Source organism: Neisseria flavescens (assembly GCF_005221285.1).
In the GTDB taxonomy this organism is placed as follows: Bacteria; Pseudomonadota; Gammaproteobacteria; order Burkholderiales; family Neisseriaceae; genus Neisseria; species Neisseria flavescens.
In genome coordinates this window covers 849,127-875,125 of record NZ_CP039886.1, presented here as the reverse complement: position 1 = coordinate 875,125, position 25,999 = coordinate 849,127, and the positions used below count along the sequence as shown (strand labels likewise).

Annotated in this window: 29 protein-coding genes and 1 pseudogene; 21 read left to right on the top strand and 9 right to left on the bottom strand. The window is 45.7% G+C overall.

Annotation, left to right across the window (positions count from 1 at the left end; translation table 11 throughout):
• The first annotated feature begins 162 nt into the window (after positions 1-162).
• The 5 genes from FAH67_RS04510 to FAH67_RS04490 all read left to right on the top strand — a co-directional run bounded on the left by FAH67_RS04510 (position 163) and on the right by FAH67_RS04490 (position 3,436).
• Positions 163-522 carry a hypothetical protein gene (locus tag FAH67_RS04510; protein WP_003679097.1) on the top strand — a complete coding sequence of 120 codons (360 nt, stop codon included), beginning with the start codon at positions 163-165 and terminating at the stop codon, positions 520-522.
• A 156-nt stretch (positions 523-678) separates the two neighbouring features.
• Complete coding sequence (rpoE, locus tag FAH67_RS04505; RefSeq protein WP_003679099.1) at positions 679-1,278, top strand: RNA polymerase sigma factor RpoE; 600 nt, start codon at positions 679-681, stop codon at positions 1,276-1,278.
• A gap of 5 nt (positions 1,279-1,283) precedes the next feature.
• Entirely contained in the window at positions 1,284-1,832 is a 549-nt protein-coding gene (locus tag FAH67_RS04500) for a sigma-E factor negative regulatory protein (RefSeq protein ID WP_039863498.1), read from the top strand.
• A 118-nt stretch (positions 1,833-1,950) separates the two neighbouring features.
• Positions 1,951-2,742 (top strand): TrmH family RNA methyltransferase, encoded by a 792-nt coding sequence (locus FAH67_RS04495; RefSeq protein ID WP_003679103.1) that lies wholly within the window; start codon positions 1,951-1,953, stop codon positions 2,740-2,742.
• A 34-nt stretch (positions 2,743-2,776) separates the two neighbouring features.
• The gene (locus FAH67_RS04490) at positions 2,777-3,436 is read left to right on the top strand and encodes a YecA family protein (RefSeq protein WP_003679105.1); all 660 of its coding nucleotides are present in this window, start codon (positions 2,777-2,779) and stop codon (positions 3,434-3,436) included.
• 61 nt (positions 3,437-3,497) lie between these two features.
• On the opposite strand, the gene FAH67_RS04485 is transcribed toward FAH67_RS04490, so the two are convergent.
• The 3 genes from FAH67_RS04485 to FAH67_RS04475 form a co-directional block, all read right to left on the bottom strand.
• A complete protein-coding gene (locus FAH67_RS04485; RefSeq protein ID WP_003679107.1) occupies positions 3,498-3,986 on the bottom strand; it encodes a DUF456 domain-containing protein in 489 nt (162 codons plus the stop codon).
• A 159-nt stretch (positions 3,987-4,145) separates the two neighbouring features.
• The gene (ttcA, locus tag FAH67_RS04480) at positions 4,146-5,105 is read right to left on the bottom strand and encodes a tRNA 2-thiocytidine(32) synthetase TtcA (protein WP_003679109.1); all 960 of its coding nucleotides are present in this window, start codon (positions 5,103-5,105) and stop codon (positions 4,146-4,148) included.
• A gap of 128 nt (positions 5,106-5,233) precedes the next feature.
• Positions 5,234-5,587 carry a RidA family protein gene (locus FAH67_RS04475; RefSeq protein WP_003679113.1) on the bottom strand — a complete coding sequence of 118 codons (354 nt, stop codon included), beginning with the start codon at positions 5,585-5,587 and terminating at the stop codon, positions 5,234-5,236.
• 98 nt (positions 5,588-5,685) lie between these two features.
• Here FAH67_RS04475 and ybaK point away from each other — a divergent pair, with 98 nt between their 5' ends.
• The 12 genes from ybaK (at position 5,686) to FAH67_RS04415 (ending at position 15,230) form a co-directional block, all read left to right on the top strand.
• On the top strand, positions 5,686-6,171 hold the full coding sequence (gene ybaK / locus FAH67_RS04470) for a Cys-tRNA(Pro) deacylase (RefSeq protein ID WP_003679115.1): 486 nt from the start codon (positions 5,686-5,688) through the stop codon (positions 6,169-6,171).
• Positions 6,172-6,186: 15 nt separating this feature from the next.
• Positions 6,187-6,774, top strand: coding sequence for a DnaJ domain-containing protein (locus tag FAH67_RS04465; protein WP_003679117.1), 588 nt, complete (start codon positions 6,187-6,189; stop codon positions 6,772-6,774).
• A gap of 3 nt (positions 6,775-6,777) precedes the next feature.
• On the top strand, positions 6,778-7,650 hold the full coding sequence (locus tag FAH67_RS04460; RefSeq protein WP_112890791.1) for a DMT family transporter: 873 nt from the start codon (positions 6,778-6,780) through the stop codon (positions 7,648-7,650).
• Between the two features lie 160 nt (positions 7,651-7,810).
• Positions 7,811-8,521: a DUF6973 domain-containing protein gene (locus tag FAH67_RS04455; protein ID WP_003679122.1), complete on the top strand. Its 711-nt coding sequence runs from the start codon at positions 7,811-7,813 to the stop codon at positions 8,519-8,521.
• Positions 8,522-8,553: 32 nt separating this feature from the next.
• A complete protein-coding gene (hemB, locus tag FAH67_RS04450) occupies positions 8,554-9,555 on the top strand; it encodes a porphobilinogen synthase (RefSeq protein WP_039863499.1) in 1,002 nt (333 codons plus the stop codon).
• Between the two features lie 465 nt (positions 9,556-10,020).
• A complete protein-coding gene (locus FAH67_RS04445; protein ID WP_003679124.1) occupies positions 10,021-10,668 on the top strand; it encodes a heteromeric transposase endonuclease subunit TnsA in 648 nt (215 codons plus the stop codon).
• A complete protein-coding gene (locus tag FAH67_RS11505) occupies positions 10,665-12,002 on the top strand; it encodes a helix-turn-helix domain-containing protein (protein ID WP_003679125.1) in 1,338 nt (445 codons plus the stop codon). Before FAH67_RS04445 ends, FAH67_RS11505 begins: the two co-directional genes overlap by 4 nt.
• A 1-nt stretch (position 12,003) precedes the next feature.
• Positions 12,004-12,516 carry a Mu transposase C-terminal domain-containing protein gene (locus tag FAH67_RS12050; protein ID WP_003679126.1) on the top strand — a complete coding sequence of 171 codons (513 nt, stop codon included), beginning with the start codon at positions 12,004-12,006 and terminating at the stop codon, positions 12,514-12,516.
• The gene (locus FAH67_RS04430) at positions 12,513-13,406 is read left to right on the top strand and encodes a TniB family NTP-binding protein (RefSeq protein ID WP_003679127.1); all 894 of its coding nucleotides are present in this window, start codon (positions 12,513-12,515) and stop codon (positions 13,404-13,406) included. Before FAH67_RS12050 ends, FAH67_RS04430 begins: the two co-directional genes overlap by 4 nt.
• Positions 13,403-14,161 (top strand): TniQ family protein, encoded by a 759-nt coding sequence (locus FAH67_RS04425; RefSeq protein WP_003679128.1) that lies wholly within the window; start codon positions 13,403-13,405, stop codon positions 14,159-14,161. Before FAH67_RS04430 ends, FAH67_RS04425 begins: the two co-directional genes overlap by 4 nt.
• A 332-nt stretch (positions 14,162-14,493) precedes the next feature.
• On the top strand, positions 14,494-14,766 hold the full coding sequence (locus FAH67_RS04420; RefSeq protein ID WP_003679131.1) for a type II toxin-antitoxin system TacA family antitoxin: 273 nt from the start codon (positions 14,494-14,496) through the stop codon (positions 14,764-14,766).
• The gene (locus tag FAH67_RS04415; protein ID WP_003679134.1) at positions 14,763-15,230 is read left to right on the top strand and encodes a GNAT family N-acetyltransferase; all 468 of its coding nucleotides are present in this window, start codon (positions 14,763-14,765) and stop codon (positions 15,228-15,230) included. Before FAH67_RS04420 ends, FAH67_RS04415 begins: the two co-directional genes overlap by 4 nt.
• Positions 15,231-15,361: 131 nt before the next feature.
• On the opposite strand, the pseudogene FAH67_RS04410 reads toward FAH67_RS04415, so the two are convergent.
• The 6 genes and pseudogenes from FAH67_RS04410 to FAH67_RS04390 all read right to left on the bottom strand — a co-directional run.
• A pseudogene (locus FAH67_RS04410) lies at positions 15,362-15,649 on the bottom strand (site-specific DNA-methyltransferase); the annotation flags it as partial.
• 9 nt (positions 15,650-15,658) lie between these two features.
• Entirely contained in the window at positions 15,659-17,155 is a 1,497-nt protein-coding gene (locus FAH67_RS04405) for a hypothetical protein (protein ID WP_003679139.1), read from the bottom strand.
• 15 nt (positions 17,156-17,170) lie between these two features.
• A complete protein-coding gene (locus FAH67_RS12045) occupies positions 17,171-17,386 on the bottom strand; it encodes a hypothetical protein (RefSeq protein ID WP_244284783.1) in 216 nt (71 codons plus the stop codon).
• 65 nt (positions 17,387-17,451) lie between these two features.
• A complete protein-coding gene (gene lipA, locus FAH67_RS04400) occupies positions 17,452-18,429 on the bottom strand; it encodes a lipoyl synthase (protein ID WP_003679144.1) in 978 nt (325 codons plus the stop codon).
• Positions 18,430-18,558: 129 nt separating this feature from the next.
• Positions 18,559-19,161: a lipoyl(octanoyl) transferase LipB gene (lipB, locus tag FAH67_RS04395; RefSeq protein ID WP_003679146.1), complete on the bottom strand. Its 603-nt coding sequence runs from the start codon at positions 19,159-19,161 to the stop codon at positions 18,559-18,561.
• Entirely contained in the window at positions 19,161-19,436 is a 276-nt protein-coding gene (locus FAH67_RS04390; RefSeq protein WP_003679150.1) for an HP0495 family protein, read from the bottom strand. The genes lipB and FAH67_RS04390 overlap by 1 nt, the downstream gene beginning before the upstream one ends.
• 213 nt (positions 19,437-19,649) lie before the next feature.
• Here FAH67_RS04390 and lon point away from each other — a divergent pair, with 213 nt between their 5' ends.
• The 4 genes from lon (at position 19,650) to FAH67_RS04370 (ending at position 25,972) form a co-directional block, all read left to right on the top strand.
• The gene (gene lon, locus FAH67_RS04385; RefSeq protein ID WP_112890790.1) at positions 19,650-22,109 is read left to right on the top strand and encodes an endopeptidase La; all 2,460 of its coding nucleotides are present in this window, start codon (positions 19,650-19,652) and stop codon (positions 22,107-22,109) included.
• A 185-nt stretch (positions 22,110-22,294) separates the two neighbouring features.
• Positions 22,295-22,564 (top strand): HU family DNA-binding protein, encoded by a 270-nt coding sequence (locus FAH67_RS04380; protein ID WP_003683413.1) that lies wholly within the window; start codon positions 22,295-22,297, stop codon positions 22,562-22,564.
• Positions 22,565-22,884: 320 nt separating this feature from the next.
• Positions 22,885-23,013 carry a FeoB-associated Cys-rich membrane protein gene (locus FAH67_RS04375; RefSeq protein WP_003679157.1) on the top strand — a complete coding sequence of 43 codons (129 nt, stop codon included), beginning with the start codon at positions 22,885-22,887 and terminating at the stop codon, positions 23,011-23,013.
• A gap of 118 nt (positions 23,014-23,131) precedes the next feature.
• On the top strand, positions 23,132-25,972 hold the full coding sequence (locus FAH67_RS04370; protein ID WP_112890788.1) for a class I SAM-dependent DNA methyltransferase: 2,841 nt from the start codon (positions 23,132-23,134) through the stop codon (positions 25,970-25,972).
• Positions 25,973-25,999: the final 27 nt, after the last annotated feature.

Below are 25,999 nucleotides of genomic sequence, written 5' to 3'. Positions count from 1 at the left end.
TATATTCGGCCCCGGTAGCTCGCCGCACAACTGCCACGGTATCGGCAACAAGCAATGCGTCAAAGACGGCTACCGTACAGAAGAAGATATCGGCGTGATGCCGAAAACCAAGCGTATCTACGACTACCTTAATCCGCAACCCAGCAAACAGGAGAAGTAAACATGATGAAAACCGCAACCGTATTGGCCTTAGGTCTGTCCACCCTAGCGGCAGGCTGCACTTTTGAAGGGTTCAGACTACCGCCTGATGCCGCCCTAGACTGGAAATTGTGCAACGAAAGGAAAATTTATCCTGACATTCATATCCCCCCAGGTGAGAGCATAGAAAGGCAGCGAGAAATGTTAAGGCAAATGGGGCTAAGGGATAAAAGAAAAGACGATGATATGTACGCCTGCGGCTACAACCCCATAGCGGGCGGAGGCCGGGAAGCCGATGCCTGTGTGCGCAAAAAAGGCTGGTATGTGTGGCGGAACGATATTTTTCCCGAAAACAAAATCTACGAGCAATGCCAGCACGATTAGTCCGGCTTTACCGCTTTCAGGCTGCCTGCAAAGGCAGCCTGAAAGCCTAACGGGAATGTAATCTTGTGGAACTATTTCAAAGCGATGCTGTCTTTATTGTGCACAGCACGCTTTACTATTTTTGGTTTAAAGCAGTAAAACGATTAAAGGTTGGGTATGAACGATCGCCAAATAGATCAAGTTTTGGTGGAGCGCGCGCAGAAAGGTGACCATAAGGCATTCGAGATGCTGATGTCCAAGTATCAGCGTCGGCTAAACAGACTGATTTCCCGTTTTATTCAGGATGAGCATGAAGTGCACGATGTAACCCAAGAGGCAATGATTAGGGCTTATCGTGCGCTGGTTAATTTTCGCGGTGAGAGTGCATTTTATACATGGCTGTACCGTATCGGTATCAATACGGCAAAGAATTTTCTGACCACTTCGGGTCGCCAGTTTTTTGTCAGTTCGGAAGCAGCCAATGAGGATGGAGATGTTCTTGATTTAACCGATCAGATTGCGGATTACCATACGCCGGAAGCTGAAATGATGAATTGGGAAATCTTGCAGACCGTCGAAGCAAGCATTGCGCAACTGCCGGACGATATGTGTCAAGCCATTACGCTTAGGGAAATGGATGGCTTGTCTTACGAAGAAATAGCTCGGATAGTGGATTGTCCGATAGGTACTGTACGTTCGCGTATTTTCAGAGCGCGTGAACTGATTGCAAAAGATTTGCGGCCGCTGTTGGATACTTCTGAAGAACAAAGGTGGTAATAAAAATGAATGATAAAACAAATAAAGCATTGGAGTATGTGTCTGCATTGATGGACGGTGAAGCATTGACTGATGAGATGCCGGATGCCGTATTGGCAGACGAGGAAGCCTTGCGCGCTTGGCATGAGTACCACATTATCGGCGACTGTATCCGTCAGAGTGCAGCGGCGAGTGTTGCCGGTGAAACCATGCAAAGCAAAGCATTTACAGTGCCTCAAACCGAGGCTGAAGGCAAACAGGAAAAATATGCTCAGCGCGAAGCGGCCAATAGCGGCTTCTTCAAATTCTTCGCGGCTGCTGCCAGCGTGTGTGCAATTGCTGTTGCTGTATGGCAATTTACACCGCAAACTTCTCGTGGCGCTATGCCGGTTGCAGAGAAGTCTAATGTTCAGCCTGTCCAAAATATTATTCCGGTAAGCGATACGCCTAGTGATAAAGCAGCTTCCGAGCCTGGCGAGACTGTTGTGCCGAATGCGGCAAAAGACGGCAAACTTGAAAACCGTCCGACTGTCCGCATTGAGCAAAAAAATGAGCAGCAGACTGTTGTGCAGTAAAAAATGAAATCATGCAAAACCCTTGCTTCATTGCAAGGTTTTTTTATTTTCGAAGCAAAATAGTCAGGCCGTCTGAAAGCATAGCTTCAACGAAGTCAAAACAGTTATAATGCGCTCCATGAAACTGATTACCTCTGCTCAAAACGAACAGCTCAAACATTTATTCCGTCTGCTGACGCAGGCCAAAGCAAGGCGTGAAAGCGGCGAAACCGTATTGGAAGGCGTACATCTGCTGCAATCTTATTTGCAAAGCGGTGGTACGCCCAAGCAGGTTTATCTGCCTGAAAAGAAACAGCAACATCCTGAAATTCAAGAAATTACGGCGCAGTTGGATGAGGGATTGATTACTTGGGTCGGTAACGAAGCGCTATCTAAAATCACCAGTCTGAGCGATGCCGATGATGTGATGACTTGGATTGATATTCCGAAACAGGCAGGTTTGCCTTCAGACGGCGATTGCGTGGTATTGGAGCGGGTACAAGACCCCGGCAATGCAGGCACGATTTTGCGCAGCGCGGCAGCGGCCGGAGTCAGGCAAATCGTGTGCGGCAATGATTCAGTGGATATCTGGTCGCCCAAAGTGTTGCGAGCGGGGATGGGGGCGCATTTTCTGCTGTCTATTTTCAGTCGAGTGGAATTATCTGCTTGGATGGAAACGTATCAGCATCAAATTTGGGCAACCGCCTTGGGCGGTCGCAATATCGGTTTGTATGAGATGGACCTCAGTCAAACTTGTGCTTGGGTGTTTGGCAACGAAGGCAGCGGCGTGAGCGAAACGGTAAAAGAGAAGGCCGATGCCTGTGTCAAAATTCCCATGTTGGGACAAACCGAATCCTTGAATGTCGCGATGGCGGCGACGGTTTGCCTGTTTGAACAAATGCGGCAACGTATTCATGCCCAGGCCGTCTGAAAACAATAATACGATTTTATTTTAAGGAACAAAAATGCAAATACTGACTTTTGATGAAGTGGCACGCAGCCGCTTGATGGAATTGCTGGATGCCAAATCCGAAGCCCACAACACCATGCGTTGTGATGAGGTTCAAGGTTTCATGATGGCGTTATTGAGCGGTCCGGATGCTTTGAACCCGACCAACTGGCTGCCTGAGATTTTGGGTGAGGAATCTTTGTTTGATGCCAAAGAGCGCACCGAAATCGAACGTTTGGTCATGGCAATGGCCGCCGATATGCGCATGAAGCTCAATGAAAAAATTCTGCCTGATTTGTGGTTTTATGAAGATGAAGCCGGCAATCCGGATTTCTACACTTGGTGTAACGCCTATCTTTACGCACTGGATATTGTGCCTACCGATTGGTTTGAAGCCGTCGATCAGGAAGAATTTGAAGATCTGTTCTATCCGATTATGGCTTTGGGCGGTATCTATGACGATGAGGAAAACGGCGAAGTCATCTTGCATCTGAATGAAAAAGAGCTGACCCAGCTGGAATCTGACTTGCCGCATGTCCTGCTTGATATTTACTGGTACTGGCAGGCCATCATCAATAAGCCGCAAACCGTACGTCGTGAAGGCGAAAAAGTGGGTCGCAATGATCCTTGCCCATGTGGCAGCGGTAAAAAGTACAAAGCCTGCTGCGGCAAATAAACCATGAAATAAAAAGGCCGTCTGAATGCTTGGAATTCAGACGGCCTTTAATGTTTTTTGTTTAGAAGAATGAGGCTAACCAAACAAACAGGATGGTCAGTGCGATGGTCAATGCGCAGCCGATTTTGGCCACAGTACCGATGATGAAGCCGATAAACGTACCAATACCGACTTTGCCTGCCTGCCATGTGTCTTTGCGTGCGATAAATTCGCCGATGGCCGCGCCGGTCAACGGGCCGAGCAACAAGCCGGGAATAGAGAAGAATGCGCCGACGATACCGCCGATAAACGCACCCCAAACCGCGGTTTTACTTGCGCCGGTATATTTTGCACCCAATGCACCCGCCACATAGTCCATCGCAGTGCCGAATACGGCAACGATGGCCAAAAAGGTTAGCGTACCCGAGCCAAACACTTGATAATCGCCGGCATAACCCAATAGCCATGCGCCACCAAACATCAAACCCAGTCCGGGCAAGGCAGGGTAAATCGTTCCCAGAATACCGACAGCGATGGCGATCAAGCCGAGGATAATCAGAATGGTGGTCATGGTTTTCCTTTTGATTGAGGGGTGGACAACGGCGGTATTATGAGGGCGTTTTGCCGGATTGCGATAAAGGTTTATGCAAGAAAATGAAAATATGCCTAAATATTCAGACGGCCTTTCAGTCAATAGCTACCGAAAGGCCGTCTGAACGTTTAAACGCCGTTACATGCCGCAGGTTTTGGGTTTGTTTGCCAAAATATTGATGACTTTGCGTTCGGCTTTTTGCGGTTCGATTTTGATTTCGCTTTCGTCTTCTTCGCTGCCGTCGGAGAAACGTTCCGGCATTTTTTCGCTGTCAAACGCCAAGTCGCCGCCGTGTTTCAGGCTTTGACCGCGTTCCAAGCTGACAAAGTCGAAAAGTTCGGTATCGGCCAAATGCGATGGAACGACGTTTTGCAGGGCAGAGAACATAGACTCGATACGGCCGGGGAAGCGTTTGTCCCAGTCGCGCAACATATCGCCGATGACTTGGCGTTGCAGGTTGGGCTGAGAGCCGCAGAGGTTGCACGGAATAATTGGGAATTGCTTCAGCTCGGCGTATTTGATCAAGTCCTTCTCTTTGACATACGCCAGAGGACGGATGACGATGTGTTCACCGTTATCGCTTACCAGTTTGGGCGGCATGGCTTTGAGTTTGCCGCCGTAAAACATATTCAGGAACATGGTAGCGAGGATGTCGTCGCGGTGGTGTCCCAAGGCGATTTTGGTGCAGCCCAATTCTTTTGCAGTGCGATAGAGGATGCCTCGGCGCAAGCGACTGCACAGCGAGCAAGTCGTTTTGCCCTCTTCCAATACGCGTTTAACTGTGGAATAAGTGTCTTCTTCAACGATTTTGTAGGGAACGCCGATGCTTTCGAGATAGGTCGGTAATACTTCTTCAGGGAAGCCCGGTTGTTTTTGGTCGAGATTGACGGCGACCAGTTCAAAATCAATCGGCGCACTGGCTTGTAGCTGGCGTAGAATGTCTAAAAGGGCGTAGCTGTCTTTGCCGCCTGAGAGGCAGACCATGATTTTGTCGCCCGGCTCGATCATATTGAAATCGTTAATGGCATCGCCGACGGCGTGGCGCAGGCGTTTGCTGAGTTTGTTGTTTTCTAATTCTTGCTTGGTTTTTTTGGACATGGCTGTTTGTGCTTTGAAATAATAGAAAAATTTAAGGGCGGTATTGTACCGCAAAAGAATAAAGGCCGTCTGAAAAACTACGAGTGCTTGATTGAAGCGGCGTTTTCAGACGGCCTGATATTTGTGCTTTATTTGATTTGAAGGGCGGTAATTTTGATTTCAACCTTCCAGTCGGGCGAAGCAAGTTTCGCCTCTACGCAGGCACGGGCGGGAGCGCGTTCAGGTGCTGTCCATGCGTCCCAGGCTTCGTTCATGGCGGCGTAGTCGTTCATATCGGGCAGATAGATGGTGGCTTCTAAAATATGGGCTTTGTCGGATTGGCATTGTGCGAGCCATGAATCGATTTGCGCCAAAACATTTTCAGTTTGCGCTTTGGCATCGGCTTCAGGATTTTCGGGAACCATGCCGGAGAGGAAAACCAAGCCGTTGGCTACGACGGCTTCCGAATAGCGTTTGCTTGTACCAAGATAGCAGATGTCCATGTTGTCTCCTGATTTCAAAAAGAAGGTATGGTAACATTGCGACTGTTTACGTTCCACATTTAAGAGGGGCCGTCTGAAAAGGATGGCGGAAAGCGACCATGAGTAAAGCAGAATATCCGGTTACACAGGCAGTACGCTTTTTACGCAGTAAGAAAATCGATTTTGTCCCTTATGTTTACGCGTATGAAGAACACGGCGGTACGGCGCATTTTGCCGAATGTACGGGCAAGCCCGAGCATCAGGTCATCAAAACGATTGTCTTGCAGGATGAGCATAAAAAAGGTTTGGTTGTTTTAATGCACGGCGACAAACATATTTCCACCCGCAATCTGGCGCGTGAACTGGGCTTGAAACACATCGAGCCGGCAACAGCGGATCAGGCGGCGAAATGGACAGGATATTTGGTCGGCGGTACGTCGCCGTTCGGTATGAAAACCGCGTTGCCGGTTTATGTGGAAGAAAGCATTTGGGCTTTGGATGAAATTTTTATCAATGGCGGCAAACGTGGGTTTATCGTAGGCATGAAGCCTGAAAACCTGCGGACGCTCAATCCGCAAAATGTTCATGTTGCAGTGGACGCGTAAAGGAGGGGAATACAGATGGAACAAGTGAATTTATACGAAATCTTGGGTGTATCTCAGGATGCTGATATCAACGTTATCCGTGAGGCTTACGGCAAATTGGTGGCCAATCCGGATATTCAGAAAGATGAGGAGCGGTTTAAAGCCATCGGGCAGGCGTTTGAAGTATTGTCTCATCCGGAAAAACGGTTAGCTTATGATGCGGCTATGCAGTACGAGCGTCAGGAAACCAATACCAACAACTTCACTAATATGGCGACAAATGTGGTTAACACGCCCAGCTCTGACGTGAAAAACTATGTTTTTATCGCTTATGTGACATATGCTGTGGGTTTATTGATTTTGTTTACCCCCGTTGTCGGTGTGATCATGGCGTATGTTAAACGCGATGAGGCTCAAGGCAGTATTTACGCCAGCCATATCGATTATTTGATTAAGACATTTTGGGTGTCTTTAGTGGGTACGGTTTTGGGAACTTTTACTACACTGATCTTAATTGGTTGGCTGATTTTGTTGGTAACTGCCATTTGGTTTATTTACCGTGTAGTCATCGGACTGATTAAACTGAATGAAGATAAGCCCGTTTCTACTCAAGGATGGTTTTAAAGCATGGCATATTTATTGGCAAGTATCGTTTGCAGCGTGTTGGTTTCCGTATTGTTGAAAGTGGCACGCAAGCAAAAAATCAATATCGAGCAGGCGGTAGCGGTGAACTACATCGTTGCCGTCACTTTGACCATGCTGGTGTTAAAGCCTGATTTGAGCAATCCGCAGGTATTTTTGCCGACTTGGTGGCTTTTTGTGGCCTTGGGCATTTTGCTGCCAACCGTGTTTGTCATTATGGGTAAATCCGTAGATGCGGCAGGTATCGTCAAATCAGATGCGGCGCAACGCCTCTCGCTGTTTTTACCCATTGTTGCTTCGTTTACGCTGTTTCATGAGCAACTGACCGAAGGTCGTCTGATCGGTTTGGTATTGGCATTTACGGCACTGTTTTTCTTGCTTTGGAAAAGCGATGGCGGCAAGAAATCCGGCGGCCTCAGTACGCAAGTAATGCTGCTTTTGGGCGTTTGGTGCGGCTACGGTGTCATTGATATTTTGTTCAAACAAGTGGCGAAAAGCGGTACCGCGTTTGCCGGTAATTTGCTGGTGGCGTTTTGTTTGGCCGGTATCTTGATGTTTGGCTACCTGTTTGCCAAAGGAAGCAAATGGACCAAAGAGGGCATAGTGGGCGGTATGATTTTAGGCTGCCTGAATTTTTTGAATATTGTTACTTACATTACGGCACACCAAATCATGAAGGATAACCCGACCTTGGTATTTGCCGGTATGAATATTGGCGTGATTGTTTTGGGTACGCTGATTGGTGCGGCAATATTTAAGGAAAAAATCAGCAGCATTAATGCAGCCGGTATCAGCATCGCTATTTGCTCGATAGCCTGCCTGTTTTATTGGCCGCAGATTCGCAGCTTGGTAGGCTAAAAATACTTATGCCGTCTGAAAATTTTCAGACGGCCTTATTTTTATTATAAAATAGCCATTCATGCGCCGATTTGGCCGTATGGAAATTATTTTACGCTTACGGGTGTTTCTATGTTAAACAAAGAAGTTGAACTCACACAATAATATCGATAGTTACATCATGAAACATATTAAAAAACACATTCAATGCGCCGTTCTCGGCATGCTGGTATTGTCCGGCTGTCAATCGTATCGAGAAGATCAAAGCCGCCGCAGTAAAATGGCTCAATTCGCGCTGAACCATCCCGTAGCCGCCCAAGTTATCGGTATGGAAGACGAAGGCCTAATCAATATGACCAGCAATGCCGCACGTTTTGCCGAGCGTTCAGGTTTGGACGACAAAGCAAACGGCGACAGCAAGGGAACACAAGTCAATGCCGTACGCCAAGCATTGTGGCAGGCGGCGATTGCTTCCAAATTCGACAGCATTATTGCAGAAAAAGCAGGTAATGCGCGTCTGACGGATATGGAATTGCGTGAAGGTAAAGACGACTACTTCAGCCGCTACCTTGCCGACCAAGCGGTCGATCAGCGCAACAACCGTATCGGCCGCAGTATCGGCAGTGCCAAGCCCGACAGCGATATGAAAACGCTGGCAGCAAGCATTTTGTTCTACTACAACAAAGTAGGCTTGTGGACGGCTTCCGAAGTGAATAACCGTTGGCACATCAAACAGGAAAAACTTTCAGACGGCCAGTATGCCGAGGCATTGAAAAACATCGCCAAATTGGATCAAAACGGCATGACCGAACAGGAGCGCAGCGGTTATAAAACCGATACGCTCAGCGAAATCAAACGTTCGGTTAAGGCCATGCGTCAAGTCGAAGACTGATTTTAAGACTTCATCATTTAAAGGCAATTATTATGAATTTCCCTCCGCGTTATGTCTCAAACACCCGTATGCGCCGTATGCGTAAAGACGATTTTTCACGTCGCCTGATGCGCGAACATACTTTGACGGCAGATGATTTGATCTATCCTGTTTTTGTATTGGAAGGCCAGAATCAGGAAGAGGCAGTCCCATCCATGCCGGGTGTCAAACGCCAAAGTTTGGACAAATTGTTGTTTACCGCTGAAGAAGCACTGAATCTCGGTATTCCTATGCTGGCTTTGTTTCCCGTGGTAACGCAAAACAAAACCGAGTTTGCGGAGGAAGCTTATAACCCTGAAGGCTTGGTACCGACAGTGGTACGAACCCTGCGCGAAAAATTCCCAGAACTGGGTATCATGACCGACGTTGCCTTGGATCCCTATACCATTCACGGTCAAGACGGTTTGACTGATGAAAATGGCTATGTCCTCAACGATGAAACCATTGAAGTTTTGGTAAAACAGGCTTTGTGTCATGCTGATGCAGGCGCACAAGTCATTGCCCCATCCGACATGATGGATGGGCGTATTCTTGCCATCCGCGAAGCTTTGGAAGATGCCGGACATATCCATACACGCATCATGGCATATTCGGCAAAATATGCTTCAGCGTTCTACGGCCCGTTCCGCGATGCTGTCGGCAGCTCAGGCAATTTGGGTAAGGCAGACAAGAAAACCTACCAAATGGACCCTGCAAACACTAACGAAGCTTTGCACGAAGTAGCATTGGATATTCAAGAGGGTGCAGATATGGTAATGGTAAAACCGGGTCTGCCGTATCTGGATGTCGTCCGCCGAGTCAAAGACGAATTCGGCGTGCCGACTTATGCCTATCAAGTTTCCGGCGAATATGCCATGCTTCAGGCAGCCATTCAAAACGGTTGGTTGGATGGCGAAAAAACCATTTTGGAAAGCCTATTGGCATTCAAACGCGCCGGTGCCGATGGCATTTTGACTTACTATGCGATTGAAGCGGCAAAATTGTTGAAGAAGTAAAATAAAGAAATAAATCAAAAAGCGGCAAACAGTGTTTATCCTGTTTTGCCGCTTTTTTGTATTACTTAAAATTGACTCAATAGAGCCCGACTAAGGTTTATTTTTTTAAATCTAAAAAATCTTGTATAGTTATTTTGACCAAATAAAGGCCGTCTGAAAAATCAGGGAACTGTTTTTTCAGACGGCCTTATATAATTTAAACCTTAGTGATGGCTACAACCGCCGTGGGTTTCACTGTGAATTCCAACGCTATTTGCGACTAGATAGCTCACTTCTTGCCATTTTTCACATCGTTGTTTGCGACTGGTTTCATTCACTCGACCAAATTTTATCAGAATACAGAGCTATTTGCGACTAGATTGTAAAAATCATCAAAAAGTTTAAACCGTATTGCAGCCCAATTTAATACGACTAATTTGATGTTTTAAAATAAATTCACAGATATTTAATCTTTATAGGTGTGCTATGCCAATCCGCAAAATCCCTAAAAATTACCGCAACATCACAGGCATTGCGCCACACAATAAAGCTGTTGGCGCAGCAGCTTATGAATCATCATTAGAACGAGATTTCTTGATACTTTTGGCATTCAATCAAGATGTGCAGCGTTTTGAAGTTCAGCCATTGGCGATTGAATGGTTTGATACTGCTGGCAAACACCATGTTTATACGCCTGATGTGTTGGTGCATTATCAATGTGATGTGATTGTGTATGAAGTGAAATATCGCAGCGATTTACGCGAAAATTGGCAGCAACTAAAACCAAAATTTCAGGCAGCCTTACGTTTTTGCAAACAAAATGGCTGGCGGTTTAAATTGATTACAGAAGTAGAAATTCATACGGACTTTTTGCGAAATGCGCAGTTTCTTTTACCGTATCGGCAGCATGGTTTGGCAGGTAAATACAGCGATCCTTATATGGATTTGTTGTATGAAACATTGCGTGAATTAAAGCAATCTACGCCTAATGCGCTGATTCAACATATTTTTCAAAATGAAGATAATCAAGCCAAGTTATTGCCTGTGTTGTGGTATTTGATTGCTACACAGCAAGTTGGCGTAGATTTAAATCAACCTATCACAATGAAATCAACAATATGGTTTAAAAAATGAAAGCAACTTTGAATGTGAATGTAGGTGCAATGGTTTTGTTTGATAACAAAGTTTGCACGATTACGGCTGTTTTAGATTTAGACACATATCAATTACGCGCCAATACAACAGGTGCAACTTATCAAGCGCAATTAGCGGATTTGTTCGCTTTTCAGGCTGCCGATATTCATCATGTAGATAGTGTTTCCGAGTCAAAATGGGAATTGGCGCAACAGCATTTTGATGTGATTGAGCCACTTATTCGCCAATCCAGATACACAAAAGCAGATGTTCAAGCGCGAGCAGCAGAATGTGGTGTTCACGTTAGTACTGTGTATCGTTGGTTAAAAATGTATCGGGAAACTGGCGTTTTAACTGGTTTAACGCGCAAACAGCGCAGCGATAAGGGAGTAACTCAAATTTCCGCAGAAGTAGAACAAATTATTCAGCAAGTTTTAGAAGTGGATTATTTGAATATTCAACGCAAATCCGCGCAAAAAATCATTACAGAAATTTCGCGCCGTTGCCACGAGCAAAATTTACCTATTCCCCATACCAATACCATTCGCAATCGTATTCAAAAAATTGCACCACAAATCAAAATGGCAAAACGGTTAAGTCGTCAAGCTGCTGAAATGAAATTTTTGCCATTACAAGGTAATTTTCCAAATGCGGATTATCCGCTTGCAGTCGTGCAAATAGACCATACTAAACTGGACATTATCCTAGTAGATGATGTGTATCGTAAACTAATCGGCAGACCGTGGATTACGTTAGCGATTGATGTATTCAGCCGTATGGTTACTGGATTTTATGTGTCGTTTGACCCACCGAGTGCGTTATCGGCCGGATTGTGTTTGTCGCACAGTATTTTGCCAAAAGAAAGCTGGTTGGCGAAACATGAAGTGAAAGGACGTTGGGCTGTGTGGGGTTTACCACGCAAAATTCATTTGGATAATGCCAAAGAGTTTCGCGGTAAAGTGTTAGAAAAAGCGTGTCAGCAGTATGGCATTGAAATTGAATGGCGACCTGTGGCAAGACCTAATTTTGGCGGACACATTGAGCGGTTGCTTGGCACAATTTTAGGCGAAATTCACGGTGTAACAGGTACAACTTTTTCCAATACACGAGAACGACAAGATTACGATTCAGAAGAAAAGGCTGCCTTAACTTTATCGGAATTTGAAACGTGGCTAACGGTATTTATTACCGATGTTTATCATCAACGAGTGCATTCCGCTTTGGGAATGTCGCCATTAGCCAAATGGAAACTGGGGGTTTTAGGCGATGATGATTCCGTAGGTGTGGGGCTGCCTGAAAAAGTGGCTGATGAAACTTTATTGCGCTTAACTTGAAATGCGAACTGTACAGCAATATGGTGTTGCCATTCATAAAATCACTTATTGGCATGATGTTTTACGCACTTGGATTGGTGCAACCGACCCAACCAATCCAAAGCAAGCACGACAATTTATCTTTCGTATAGACCCACGCGATTTAAGTGTGATTTGGTTTTATGCCCCTGATTTGTTGATGTATTTCCCTATTCCTTATCGGGATAGTTCGCACCCGGTTATTAGCATTTGGGAATTACGCGAAATTCAACGCCAACTAAAACGCGAGCAAAAGCAAAATATTGATGAAAACATGATTTTTGCAGCATACAGCCGAATGCGTGAATTAGAACAGCAAGCCAAAGGCAAAACCAAAGCGATACGCCGTGCCGAGCAACGCCGTCAATTAGACCAACGCACACGAGCCGCATTACCCACGCCCAAAGATGATTTTCAGGCTGCCATGCTGCCTGAAACGCAAAATCATGAATTTGACGATATTCAACCTTTTGATGATTTGGACGACTTATCATGAATTATCCGCACTTATCGCCCAAAGCAGCCGAGCAACTGAATTTAGATGATTTAGCGCGTATTGAATACATACGTTCCCCACGTTGGATAGGCTATCCTCAAGCACAACAAATTTTGACGAAATTGGAAGATTTGCTTGTATTCCCCAAACAGAACCGTATGCCCAATATGCTATTGGTTGGCGATACAAACAATGGCAAAACGATGTTGGTTTCCCATTTTCTGCGCCAACACCCTGCACATGATAACCCAAACGGCAACGGCATTATTGCGCCAGTTGTGCTAATCCAAGCACCGCCAACGCCTGATGAAAGCCGTTTTTACAATGCTATTTTGGATTTACTGTTTGCACCCTACAAAGCCCACGACAGAACCGATAAGAAATTAGCGCAAGTGCTGCATTTACTCAAATATATCAATACGAAAATGCTGATTATTGATGAAATTCATCACATTCTTTCAGGCAGCCTGAATAAGCAAAAAACCTTTTTGAATGTGATTAAATACATGGGAAATGAATTGCAAATTCCGATTGTCGGTGTAGGCATAAAAGACGCATACCGCGCCATTCAAACCGATAGCCAATTAGCCAATCGTTTTGAGCCAGCCGTTTTGCCACGTTGGGAAATGGACAAAAATTTCCCACGTTTGTTGATGAGTTTTGAACGAATGCTGCCACTCAAACAGCCGTCTAATTTGCATGAAATATCGTTAGCTACACGACTTTACAGCATGAGCGAGGGCTATATTGGCGAATTATCGCGCCTACTCACACAGGCAGCCGTAACCGCCATTCAACAAAAAACAGAGTGCATTAACGAACCAATTTTGCAGTCAATTAACTGGATTTCGCCTAGCCAACGCAAGCGCCAACTGGATAAATTGCTATGATTTTGCCAGCACACCCGAAACCTTATCCCGATGAATTGCTTACATCGTGGTTGATTCGGTTAGCTCATGCCAATGGTTTGAAAGTGCAAACTTTTTACCATTTGCTGTTTCCTGATTACGAAATTTGGAATAGAGATATAGACCGACACGCACCTGATTGGTTAATCCACGCGCTAGCCGAAAAAACAGGCTGCCCGATTGCGCAAATTCATGAAACAACACTAGACAGCCTAAAAGGTAAATTATTTGAATACAATAGAATTTCCAGCCAATTAGCATGGATAAGCAGCCTGAAAGCCAATCATCGCAAACGCGACAACAACGCCATTGCCTATTGCCCCAAATGCCTTGCAGAAGACCAAGAATCGTATTTTCGCAAATCATGGCGCGTAGCTTTGCACACCTTTTGCCCCAAACATCAAACCATGTTACACGACTGCTGCCCTGAATGCGGTGCATACATTGCCTTTCATCGCCAAGAATTAGGCAGACCGAATTTGCACCATTTCACAGCATTAAAATACTGTTGGCATTGCCAATACGATTTAAGTCAAAGCCCAAGTGAAAGCGTTGTATTTACTAACGATAAAATAGGGCAACAATGGCAAACGTGGTTAAACCAAATTGTCGACCCACATTATCATTTCAGGCAGCCTGAAATAGATTGGCTGAAAATTTTGCACCATTTCGTTGTGATTGTCACATCACAACGACTTGCGCCCAATCTATACGCCTATTTATGCGATCAAATTTAACAGCAACCACTCAACCTAGACCGCAGCAAACGCCTAATTTGGGAAAGCCGTAGCCTAGCCGAGCGACACAGCACCATTCACGCTTGCTTATGGTTGCTGCAAGATTATCCCAACAACCTAATTCAGGCATGGCAGGATAAAGCAGTTCGCTACAACCATTTACTGAAAGATTTTCGGGATTGTCCTGATAGCTTTCAGAAAATGGTGTCGCAAATGAATCGGAATGTGCATAAAGAGTTGTATATGTCTTCAAATTCACAATAAAACATTTCACAAAATGTGGCAATTTGCCGTAAAATAGAATTTACTTAATTAGAAAAAGGATAAGGAAAATGTCCACGACTTATGCCCGAATTGAAGCGCGTATTCCTATTGAAATTCAGCAAATAATTAAACAAGCTGCTAATTTGGAGGGAAGAACACTAACCGATTTTATGATTAAAGCACTATCAGAAGCAGCCAAACAAACCATTGAAGAAAATCAAATGGTTAAATTATCTATGGCAGACCAACAGCGTTTTGTAGAAATCATGCGATCGTCCAACCAACCTACCGTAGCCATGCAGGAAGCAATGAAACTGCACGAAAAAATGGTTCAGTCATGATTAAAATTAAAGCATTTGATAAATCCATCAATCGCAAAACTTTTCATTGCACGTCAGAACCGCTTAATCACTACTTTCAGAAAACCGTTAGCCAAGATGTAAAACGTAAATTGAGTTCGTGTTTTGTGGCGGAAAATGAACAAGGCGAGATAGTTGGCTTTTACACGGTGGCAGCGACAGGTATTTGCCTTGACTTGCTGCCTGAAAGCGAAGCCAAAAAATTGCCGAAATATCCGCTTATTCCGTGTGTATTGTTGGGACGATTAGCAGTTGATGAACGATTTACAGGACAAGGATTAGGGCGCGTATTGTTGGTTGATGCAATTCAGCGCGTGAGCCGTTCTGATATTGCTGCGTTTGCTGTGATGGTAGAGGCAAAAGATGAATCAGCTAAATTGTTTTACGAAAAAATGGGTTTTCAAGCATTGATTGATGAACCATTGCGATTGTTTTTCAAATTATGACCTTTAGGCCGCCTGTTACTTGTTCAGGCAGCATGAAATTATGCTAATTGTCAGGTAAATCAACTCAATGGAAATAACTGGTCAAACTTATCATATTGTTTAGGATTTTTCTCTTTATCAGCAAAAAACGGCAAGCCAATGCGATTGGCGTATTTTGTGTAGGAATTATTGATACTGTGTTTGACCAAGAAAAAACGAAAATCCTGCAATTTAAACACCAAAACACCATTCACTTCCACAAAAAATGGCGTTTTAACTCATCATGTCCCAATAACAAACTGATAATAGTCGGGTCGGTTTTTTTCTACCAAATCCAAGAGAATGTTTTTGGCTAAAATGGTTTTTTCTTCGTTTACCCATACTTTTTCGTGTGACAGTAGGGCTTGGGTTAATTGGTCTTGAATTTTACTATCTATCATTGGAAATCCTTACTTGTTAAAGTTAATAATTTTAGTATAAATCTTCTTTGCATAACTTTTAATATCTGTATACGTATGCTTAAAAGTTTTCATATTTTGTATGCCTACAAGTTTACCCCAAATACCTTTATTCTTCGCCAATTCATGCAATAAATTAGCAAAATAATCTATTTCATTATTCGTATCCAAATGAAGAATAGCGGTAACAAAATGTTCATTATCTCGCACTTGAATTTCAATTAGCCAAAATGTTTTTCCGCAATATTCAATTTTACCAAATAAGACTTTACGTCTTGTCTTACTTTTGGAATCCAAATAAGACCATTGAGCTTTATTTCTTGAGCCAATAAAAGGAACAAAATCACAGCTTTCATTATTAAATAAATGAATAATAGCCTGAATATTGGCATAATGCTCATTCAAATATTCAATCGCTAAAACGGAATTTTCAAAAGTTGCAGCCAATACTTCTCTATGCTGCTTTTCAGGCAGTATATTGAGTGTACTAGGCGCAATTGTGGTGCACCCAGTTGTACCTAAATCAGTTCCTAAATCTATGGCGGAGGTTTCAATATTGACAATACAATAACTAGATTTGTACTGGTTAAATGGCTTTTCAGGTTTCTCAATTTCTTTATTTGCTAAATCTAAAAAGCAATCTTTATTCAATGTAAATTGTAGCGGTTTAGTATAAGCAGCAGATTCTTCTTCGCTTTGAATAGCAAGATTATCTTTTTGTTCTGCGGTAGGTTGCTCACGTTGATAAGTTTGCTTATCTTCATCAGAAATATCAGTTTCTTTATTGGCTTTACAACCGTCATTATCTCTATCTACTATTACATTAGGAAATGGCGCAGAACAAGAACAAATTTCTGTAACAAAAAATCTATCGTGTATCTTAATGCCACGAACCGCTAGCTTAGTTAAGCAAGTAAAAGGAAATTGGCTTTCCAAGAATGATATTGCTTTTGAGTTAATTCCTAATTTCATCAATGAATTTCTAATTTTTTCAAATCCTGCAAATGCAGTTTCATTAGACAAAATTCGTGCCAAAATAAAGGCTTCATTATCGGTGTATTTTTGTGGAAGTTTCAGAGTAACTTTATGATTTTCTTCATCTACTGAATAATAAATTTTTGAAATTTCATGAGGACTGGAAAATGCCAAATGTGCTAATCTAGTAGAGCAAGCATAATAAAAACGGATTATTTCCGTTACTGGAATAATAATACCGTCTATATAATCATCATGTTGGATTTGTAAACATGAAATTGGTTTTGAATAATCCAGCCCAAAATAACTGAAAGGAATTAACCGACTGTCTTTTTCTTGGTTATATCTGTCAAAATATTTAATTTTTTTATTGCTATCAATAAATTGAATATTTTGGTTGGTAATGTTTACATTTTGAACAGAAACAGTTTGACTAATGGCGTTATAAGATTCTAATTGCCCATTTTTCCATATAGAGCCAACTATTAGAATAGGTAATTGCCCAATATTCACTTGGCAAGAGATACGTTATTGCCAGTCTTCATAAATAGTTGTTTTTTTATCTTGATAGTAAGTACTGGCGAATTGATTAAGTGTACTTTGTAAAACTGGGCGCAAATTGACTTCAATCATAAGATTATTATTGTTTCCCAGTTTAGATGAAATCGTACCTAAACTGTCTATCCGCCACAATCTATTGTCATGTGGAAATTCGGCAATTTCAATAATTGGTTGTTGAGTCATATTTACACCCAGTCGCATTTGTCGTTGTTAAATTCGCAAATAGCGATGTTTAGTCGCAAATAGCGTTAGAGTTTACAGCCGTGGCTTTCGCGCAAGGCTTCCGCCGCCTGTTCGTCGGCGTGGTAGCTGGAACGTACCATCGCGCCGATGGCGGCATTGGTAAAGCCCAATTCGTATGCTTCTTTTTCAAAAACCTTGAATTGGTCAGGCGTTACATAGCGCAAGACGGGCAGGTGGCCGTCTGAAGGTTGCAGATATTGGCCGATGGTAATCATCTCGATATTGTTGGCACGCATATCGCGCATGATTTCGCGTACGTCCTCGTCTGTTTCACCCAAGCCGACCATGATGCCGGATTTGGTCGGGATATGGGGCATCATTTCTTTGTAGCGGCGCAGAAGCTCGAGGGAATGTTGGTAGTTGGCACCCGGACGGGCTTTTTTATACAGGCTTGGATGGGTTTCCAAGTTGTGGTTCATCACGTCGGGTGGTGTTTCTGCCAAAATTTCCAGTGCGATATCCAGACGGCCGCGGAAATCGGGAACAAGGATTTCAATTTTGGTATTCGGGCTGGTTTCGCGGATGGCTTTAATGCAGTCGGCGAAGTGTTGGGCGCCGCCATCGCGCAGGTCGTCACGGTCGACGGAAGTAATCACGACATAGCGCAGGTTCATGGACTTGACGGATTCGGCCAAGTGTTTAGGCTCGTCAGGATCCAACATATTGGGGCGGCCATGGCCAACATCGCAGAACGGGCAGCGGCGGGTACAAATATCGCCCATAATCATGAATGTAGCCGTACCCTTGGTAAAGCATTCGCTGATATTTGGACAAGATGCTTCTTCGCACACGGTATGCATTTTTTGTTCGCGAAGAATATTTTTGATTTCAAAAAATTTCTTGCCCGGTAATTTGGCGCGGATCCATTCGGGCTTTTTCAATTTTTGTTCCAATGGAACAACTTTAATCGGAATGCGTGCAGTTTTGTCTGCGCCTTTTAGTTTGATGCCGCGTTTAGGGTCATTTTTTACTTCTTCACTCATGGTGATGTGTTCTTTCTGTCGTTATAAAGGCCGTCTGAAAAGCTTATCGTAGTCTTTATGACCTAAGGGCTTGTGGGTTCAGAGGGGCAGTTAAAAGGTGGCGTTGGGGCTGAATATTTTCAGACGGCCTTATACCAGCTCTTTTTGTAAATGCTTGGTCAGTTTGTCTGAAACTTCTGTCAAACCGGGTGCCGGAGAGACGTAGTCGGCAATTTGGGTCATTTCCATACCGGCATAACCGCAGGGGTTGATATGGGTAAACGGACTTAAATCCATGTTCACATTAAGCGCCAAGCCGTGGTAAACGGAGCCGTCTTTGATACGCAGGCCAAGGGAAGCGATTTTACGCTCGCCGACATAAACGCCGGGACGTTTGGGGTCGGCGGCTGCTTCGATGCCGTATTCTGCCAAGGTGGCGATGATGCTGTTTTCAAGTGCGGAAACGATATGGCGGACACTGGTTTTACGGCGCTTGAAATTGATCATTGTATAGACGACCAGTTGACCGGGTCCGTGATAGGTAATTTGACCGCCTCTGTCAATTTGGACAACGGGAATATCGTCGCGGATGAGGAGGTGTTCGGGTTTGCCGGCCAAGCCTTGGGTAAATACGGGCGGATGTTCGACCACCCATAATTCGTCTTCGGTATTTTCGTCACGTGAGGCATTAAATGCCTTCATGGCTTCGAAAGTCGGCAGGTAATCGACCAAGCCTTTGTGCACGATTTTCATTACAGCACCACTTTTACCAATTCGTGTGAGGTCAGGTCGCGGTAGATATTGTCGAGCTGCTCTTGGTTGTCGACATTTACTTTGACGGTTGCGCCGGTGTAGTTGCCTTTGCTGCTTGGGCGCGTAGTAATGTGGTGCGGCTCGGTATCAGGAGCGTGTTTGCGCACGGTTTCCAAGATGGCGGATTCAAATTCGGGATGAACTGCGCCCATAACTTTCAAGGGGAAAGTGCAGGGAAATTCAATCAGTGATTTTTTTTCAGTTGAGTCTGTCATGGTTTACTGCCTTGTTTGGTTTGCTCGGGCTGTCTGAAAAGTTTTCAGACAGCCCGAAATCCGATATATTTTATCGTAAACGTTCATATCGGGCTATTAAAAATGATGTTTTCGAAAATAGGTGCGGATAAGCTGTTTTCAAGTCTTGAAATGCAGCGCTTCAGCCCAATTTTGAGCTACATTCTGATTTAACAATGATTGAGATTTCTAACTATGCCGACAAAAGACAAATATTTCGAGGAATACAGTGCGCTGGCTACCTTGCCTTTACGCGATGTCGTGGTGTATCCGCATATGGTATTGCCGCTGTTCGTCGGTCGTCCTAAATCGATTGCGGCCCTTGAGACGGCAATGGCCAATGATGATCCGGTTTTCCTGTTGGCCCAGCTTGACCCTAATACAGAAGACCCTAAAGCTGAAGACTTGCACCAGACCGGTACAGTCGCCCAAGTTTTGCAGGTTTTGAAGCTGCCTGACGGCACCGTTAAAGTATTGGTAGAAGGTATCCGTCGTGCGCGCGCGTTGACGGTTGATGAAACAGGCGGATTGTTTTTGTCTCATGTTGAGGCGATTGATGAGAATAGCGACAAGGACAATCCTGAAATTGAGGCCTTGCGCCGTACTCTGCTGACTCAATTTGAGCAATATGCGAAGTTGAACAAAAAAATCCCTGCCGAAGTCATCAGTACCATCAGCAGCATTGATGACAACAGCCGCCTTGCCGATACCGTTGCCGCGCATTTGCAGCTGAAATTGGAGCAGCGTCAATATGTATTGGAGACTGCCGGCATTGTTGACCGTTTGGAATTTCTGCTGGCGCAGTTGGAAGCCGAACTCGACATTATGCAGGTCGAGAAACGCATCCGTGGCCGCGTGAAACGTCAAATGGAAAAATCCCAACGCGAGTATTACTTGAATGAGCAAGTGAAAGCGATTCAGAAAGAGTTGGGCGAAGAAGACGAGCGCGGCGAGCTGGATGCGCTGGAGAACAAAATCAAAGAAGCAGGCATGAGCAAAGAGGCTGAAGAAAAATGTCTGTCTGAATTGAAAAAACTGAAAATGATGCCGCCGATGTCTGCGGAATCGACCGTCGTGCGCAACTATATCGATACTTTGCTTGAGCTGCCATGGAAGAAAAAATCCCGTGTCAGCAAAGATATTGCCAAGGCTGATTTGATTTTGAATGCAGACCACTATGGTTTGGAAAAAGTCAAAGAGCGGATTTTGGAATATTTGGCCGTTCAAAAACGTATGGACAAGCTCAAAGGTCCGATTTTGTGTCTGGTGGGTCCTCCGGGGGTGGGTAAAACTTCCTTGGGTGAATCGATTGCCAAAGCGACAGGCCGCCAATATGTGCGTATGGCGTTGGGCGGCGTGCGTGATGAAAGCGAAATCCGCGGCCACCGCCGTACCTATATCGGCTCTATGCCGGGCAAAATCCTGCAAAACATGGCGAAAGCCGGCGTGAAAAACCCATTATTCCTGCTTGATGAAATCGACAAGATGGGCAGCGATTTCCGCGGCGATCCGGCCAGTGCTTTGCTTGAGGTGCTGGATCCTGAGCAAAACAACAAGTTCGCCGACCACTATGCCGAAGTCGATTATGATTTGAGCGATGTGATGTTTATTGCCACTTCAAACAGCTTGAATATCCCGACTCCGCTGCTTGACCGTATGGAAATTATCCGTCTGTCCGGTTATACGGAAGACGAAAAAATCAATATCGCCATGCAATACCTTGTGCCGAAACAAATGAAGCGCAATGGTGTGAAAGAGGGTGAGTTGGTGGTTGATGAAAGTGCGGTGCGCGATATTATCCGTTACTACACCCGCGAGGCCGGTGTCCGCTCGTTGGATCGCGAAATTGCCAAAATTTGCCGTAAAGTGGTCATGCAGGTTACCTTGAATGAGGACAAGAAAAAAGCGTCCAAATCCAAAACAGTAAGCAAGGCCAAGCCTAAAGCGATTAAAGTTACCGAGAAAAATCTGCATGACTATCTGGGCGTACGCCGTTTCGACTATGGTGTGGCCGAAAGTGAAAACCGTATCGGTCAGGTAACCGGTTTGGCTTGGACCGAAGTCGGTGGCGAGTTGTTGACTGTTGAGGCGGTTGCATTGCCGGGCAAAGGTACGATTCAATGTACCGGCCAACTGGGCGATGTCATGAAAGAATCGGTATCGGCCGCATGGTCGGTTGTCCGTTCCCGTGCTGAATCAGTGGGTTTGGCTCCTGATTTTTACGAGAAGAAAGACATTCACGTCCATGTGCCTGAAGGTGCGACGCCGAAAGACGGCCCAAGCGCAGGTATCGCTATGACTTTGGCGATGGTTTCTGCCTTCACCAAAATTCCGGTGCGTGCGGACGTGGCGATGACCGGCGAAATCACTTTGCGTGGCGAAGTCTTGCCGATCGGCGGTTTGAAGGAAAAACTGTTGGCTGCTTTGCGCGGCGGGATCAAGCATGTATTGATTCCAAAAGACAACGTCAAAGATTTGGAAGAAATCCCTGAAAATGTCAAAACCGGTCTGACCATTCATCCGGTCAAATGGATTGATGAAGTGTTGGCTTTAGGCTTGGAAACTCAGCCTGAGCAATGGGCGGCTGAATTGGCGGTTGCCGAGACCCCGCAAACTTCTAAGGCGAAGTCAAGAACAAAAGCAACCAAGCATTAAGTTGGCCGTCTGATGTTGCAAAAAATGTGGTTTTGCCCTGAATGCCACAAAAATAGGGCAATTCCACATCTTTTACTTGACATGATAATTTCAGAATTGCTATAAAGTGCGTATGTGCTTTAAAAGTGCTTAAGCCCCGAGTATTCGGGCATTTCATCATTTTTTACGATAGGAAGGGACTAATTGTGAACAAGTCTGAATTGATCGAAGCAATTGCTCAAGAAGCCGGCATTTCCAAATCTGCTGCGCAAAAAGCTTTGGATGCTACTACTAATGCCGTAACCAACGCATTGAAAAACGGCGACACTGTTACTCTGGTCGGTTTCGGTACTTTCTACGTCGGCGAACGCGCCGAACGTCAAGGCCGCAACCCTAAAACCGGCGAGCCTTTGACTATTGCTGCCGCTAAAACTCCTAAATTCCGTGCCGGTAAAGCATTGAAAGACGCTCTGTAATTTAGAGTCTTTCCCTGAATGGGAATAAAAACCGATTTGATTCGGTTTTTTATTTTGAAGGCCGTCTGAAAGTTTTCAGACGGCCTTCAGTTTGTTGAGTGCATAAAAAGGCTGAAACCCTAATGATAAAAGGATTTCAGCTTTTTAGTTTATCTTGTTACATTTGATTTTATATTAATACGCCTTATCATTAGCGGAAACAATAACAGTATTCAAAACAAACCGCACTTATCGAAAGAAGAGGCAAATAGCCAGTCATAACCAATCTTTCAAATGCGCCGCACATTCGTCACACTTCTCACGTTTTTTCAATAATCTATATGACTCAATATATTATCGTCGGCTTGATTATGCTCGCCTGCGTATTCTTCCTCTTGCGAAAATTCGTGTTCAAACCGAAAAAACGCGATTACAGCAGCGGCTGCGGCAAATGCGGCGGTTGCGGTTAAATATGGATAACCGGAAAGAAGAAAGGTCGTCTGAAAAGAGGTTTCAGACGACCTTTTTAACGCAAACCGTTATAATAACGCCCCATCCGTTTCCACAATACATTCATTCCATAAAGTCATGAAAACCCTGCTCCAACTCCAAACCGCCGCACAAAACTTCGCCGCCTACTACAAAGACCAAACCGACGAACGCCGCGAGAAAGACACCTTCTGGAACGAATTTTTCGCCATTTTCGGCATCGACCGCAAAAACGTCGCCCACTTCGAATACCCCGTCAAAGACCCTGCCGACAACACCCAATTCGTCGATATATTTTGGGAGGGCATCTTCCTTGCCGAACACAAATCCGCCAACAAAAACCTGACCAAGGCCAAAGAGCAGGCGGAGCGTTATTTGCAGGAAATCGGGCGCACCAAGCCCTCCGCGCTGCCCGAATATTACGCCGTCAGCGATTTTGCCCATTTCCACCTTTACCGCCGCGTACCTGAAGAAGGCACGGAAAACCAATGGCAGTTCCCTTTGGAAGAATTGCCCGAATACATCACGCGCGGCGTTTTCGACTTCATGTTCGGCATCGAAGCCAAAGTCCGCCAAATTCAAGAAGAAGCCAACATTCAAGCGGCGGCGGCCATCGGCAGGCTGCACGACGCGCTCAAAGAAGAAGGCATTTACGAAGAACACGAGCTGCGCCTCTTCATCACGCGCCTGCTTTTCCTCTTTTTTGCCGACGACAGCGCCGTTTTCCAGCGCAACTATCTCTTTCAAGACTTTTTAGAAAGCTGCAAAGAAGCCGACACGCTCGGCGACAAGCTCAACCAACTCTTTGAATTTCTCAACACACCCGACCAAAAGCGCAGCAAGACCCAAAGCGAAAAATTTAAAGGTTTCGAATACGTCAACGGCGGCCTGTTTAAAGAACGCCTGCGCACCTTCGACTTCACCGCCAAGCAGCACCGCGCCTTAATCGACTGCGGCAATTTCGACTGGCGCAATATCAGTCCAGAAATCTTCGGCACGCTCTTCCAATCCGTCATGGACGCGCAAGAGCGGCGCGAAGCAGGCGCACACTACACCGAAGCCGCCAACATCGACAAAGTCATCAACGGCCTTTTTTTAGAAAACCTGCGTGCCGAATTTGAAGCCGTCAAAGCCCTCAAACGCGACAAAGCCAAAAAACTCGCCGCCTTCTACCAAAAAATCCAAAACCTGCAATTCCTCGACCCGGCCTGCGGCTGCGGCAACTTCCTTATCGTCGCCTACGACCGCATCCGCGCCCTTGAAGACGACATCATCGCCGAAGCGCTCAAAGACAAAGCAGGCGGCCTGTTCGACAGCCCGTCCGTCCAATGCCGTCTGAAACAGTTTCACGGCATCGAAATAGACGAATTTGCCGTCCTCATCGCCCGCACCGCCATGTGGCTCAAAAACCACCAATGCAACATCCGCACGCAAATCCGCTTCGACGGCGAAGTCGCCTGCCATACGCTGCCGCTCGAAGACGCCGCCGAAATCATCCACGCCAACAGCCTCCGCACACCTTGGCAGGCGGCGGACTACATCTTCGGCAATCCCCCCTTTATTGGCTCGACCTACCAAACCAAAGAGCAGAAAAACGACCTCGAAAGCATCTGCGGCCATATCAAAGGCTACGGCCTGTTGGATTACGTCTGCAACTGGTACGTCAAAGCCGCCGGCATCATGGCACAGAATCCCCAAGTTCAGACGGCATTTGTTTCCACCAATTCCATCTGCCAAGGCCAGCAGGTCGAAATCCTCTGGGGCAGCCTTTTAAACCAAGGCATCGAAATCCACTTTGCCCACCGCACCTTCCAATGGACGAGCCAAGCCGCAGGCAAAGCCGCCGTCCACTGCATCATCGTCGGCTTCCGCCAAAAGCCGCAAATGCCGTCTGAAAAAACCCTCTACGACTATCCCGACATCAAAGGCGAACCCGTAAAACACACCGCGGCCAACATCAATCCGTATCTGATTGACGCGCCCGATTTGATTATTGCCAAGCGCAGAAGCCAAATCAGCGGGGAAATTGAAATGCTTTATGGTAATAAGCCAACCGACGGCGGCAACCTTATCCTCTCAACCGCCGAAAAAGACGCCCTGATTGCCGCCGAACCCTTGGCGGAACAATACACCCGCCCCTTTGTCGGCGCAGAGGAATTTATCAACGGCAAAACCCGTTGGTGCCTGTGGTTTCACGGCGTCCCCGATGTTAAACGCAACCATGACTTGAAACAGATGCCCCAAGTTCAAGCCCGTATTCAGGCGGTCAAAGCCATGCGCGAAGCCAGCAGCGACAAACAAACTCAAAAAGATGCAGCAACCCCGTGGCTTTTTCAAAAAGTCCGCCAGCCTTCAGACGGCAATTTCCTGATTATTCCACGCGTTTCATCCGAAAGCCGCCGTTTCATCCCCATCGGTTATCTGTCGTTTGAAACAGTTGTCAGCGATTTGGTATTTACCCTTCCAAACGCCACCCTCTACCACTTCGGCATCCTCAGCTCCACCATGCACAACGCCTTTATGCGTACCGTTGCCGGCCGTCTGAAAAGCGATTACCGCTATTCCAATACCGTCGTGTACAACAACTTCCCATTCCCCGAAAGCTGCCGGATGCCGTCTGAAAACGACCGCCCCGACCCGACCCGCGCCGCCGTCGAAGCCGCCGCCCAAGCCGTCCTCGACGCGCGCGGACAATACCGCCGAGAAGCGCGGGAAGCCGGTTTGCCCGAGCCGACCCTCGCCGAACTCTATGCGCCCGACGCAGGCTATACCGCCCTAGACAAAGCCCACGCCGCCCTCGACAAGGCAGTCGATAAAGCCTACGGCTACAAAACAGGCAAAAACACCGACGACGAAGCCGAACGCACCGCCTTCCTGTTTGACCTATACCGAAAGGCAATAGAAAGCGAAAACACCAAGCCGCCCAAAAAATCCAAATAAAGGCAAACGGCAAATCCGGCTTGGTTT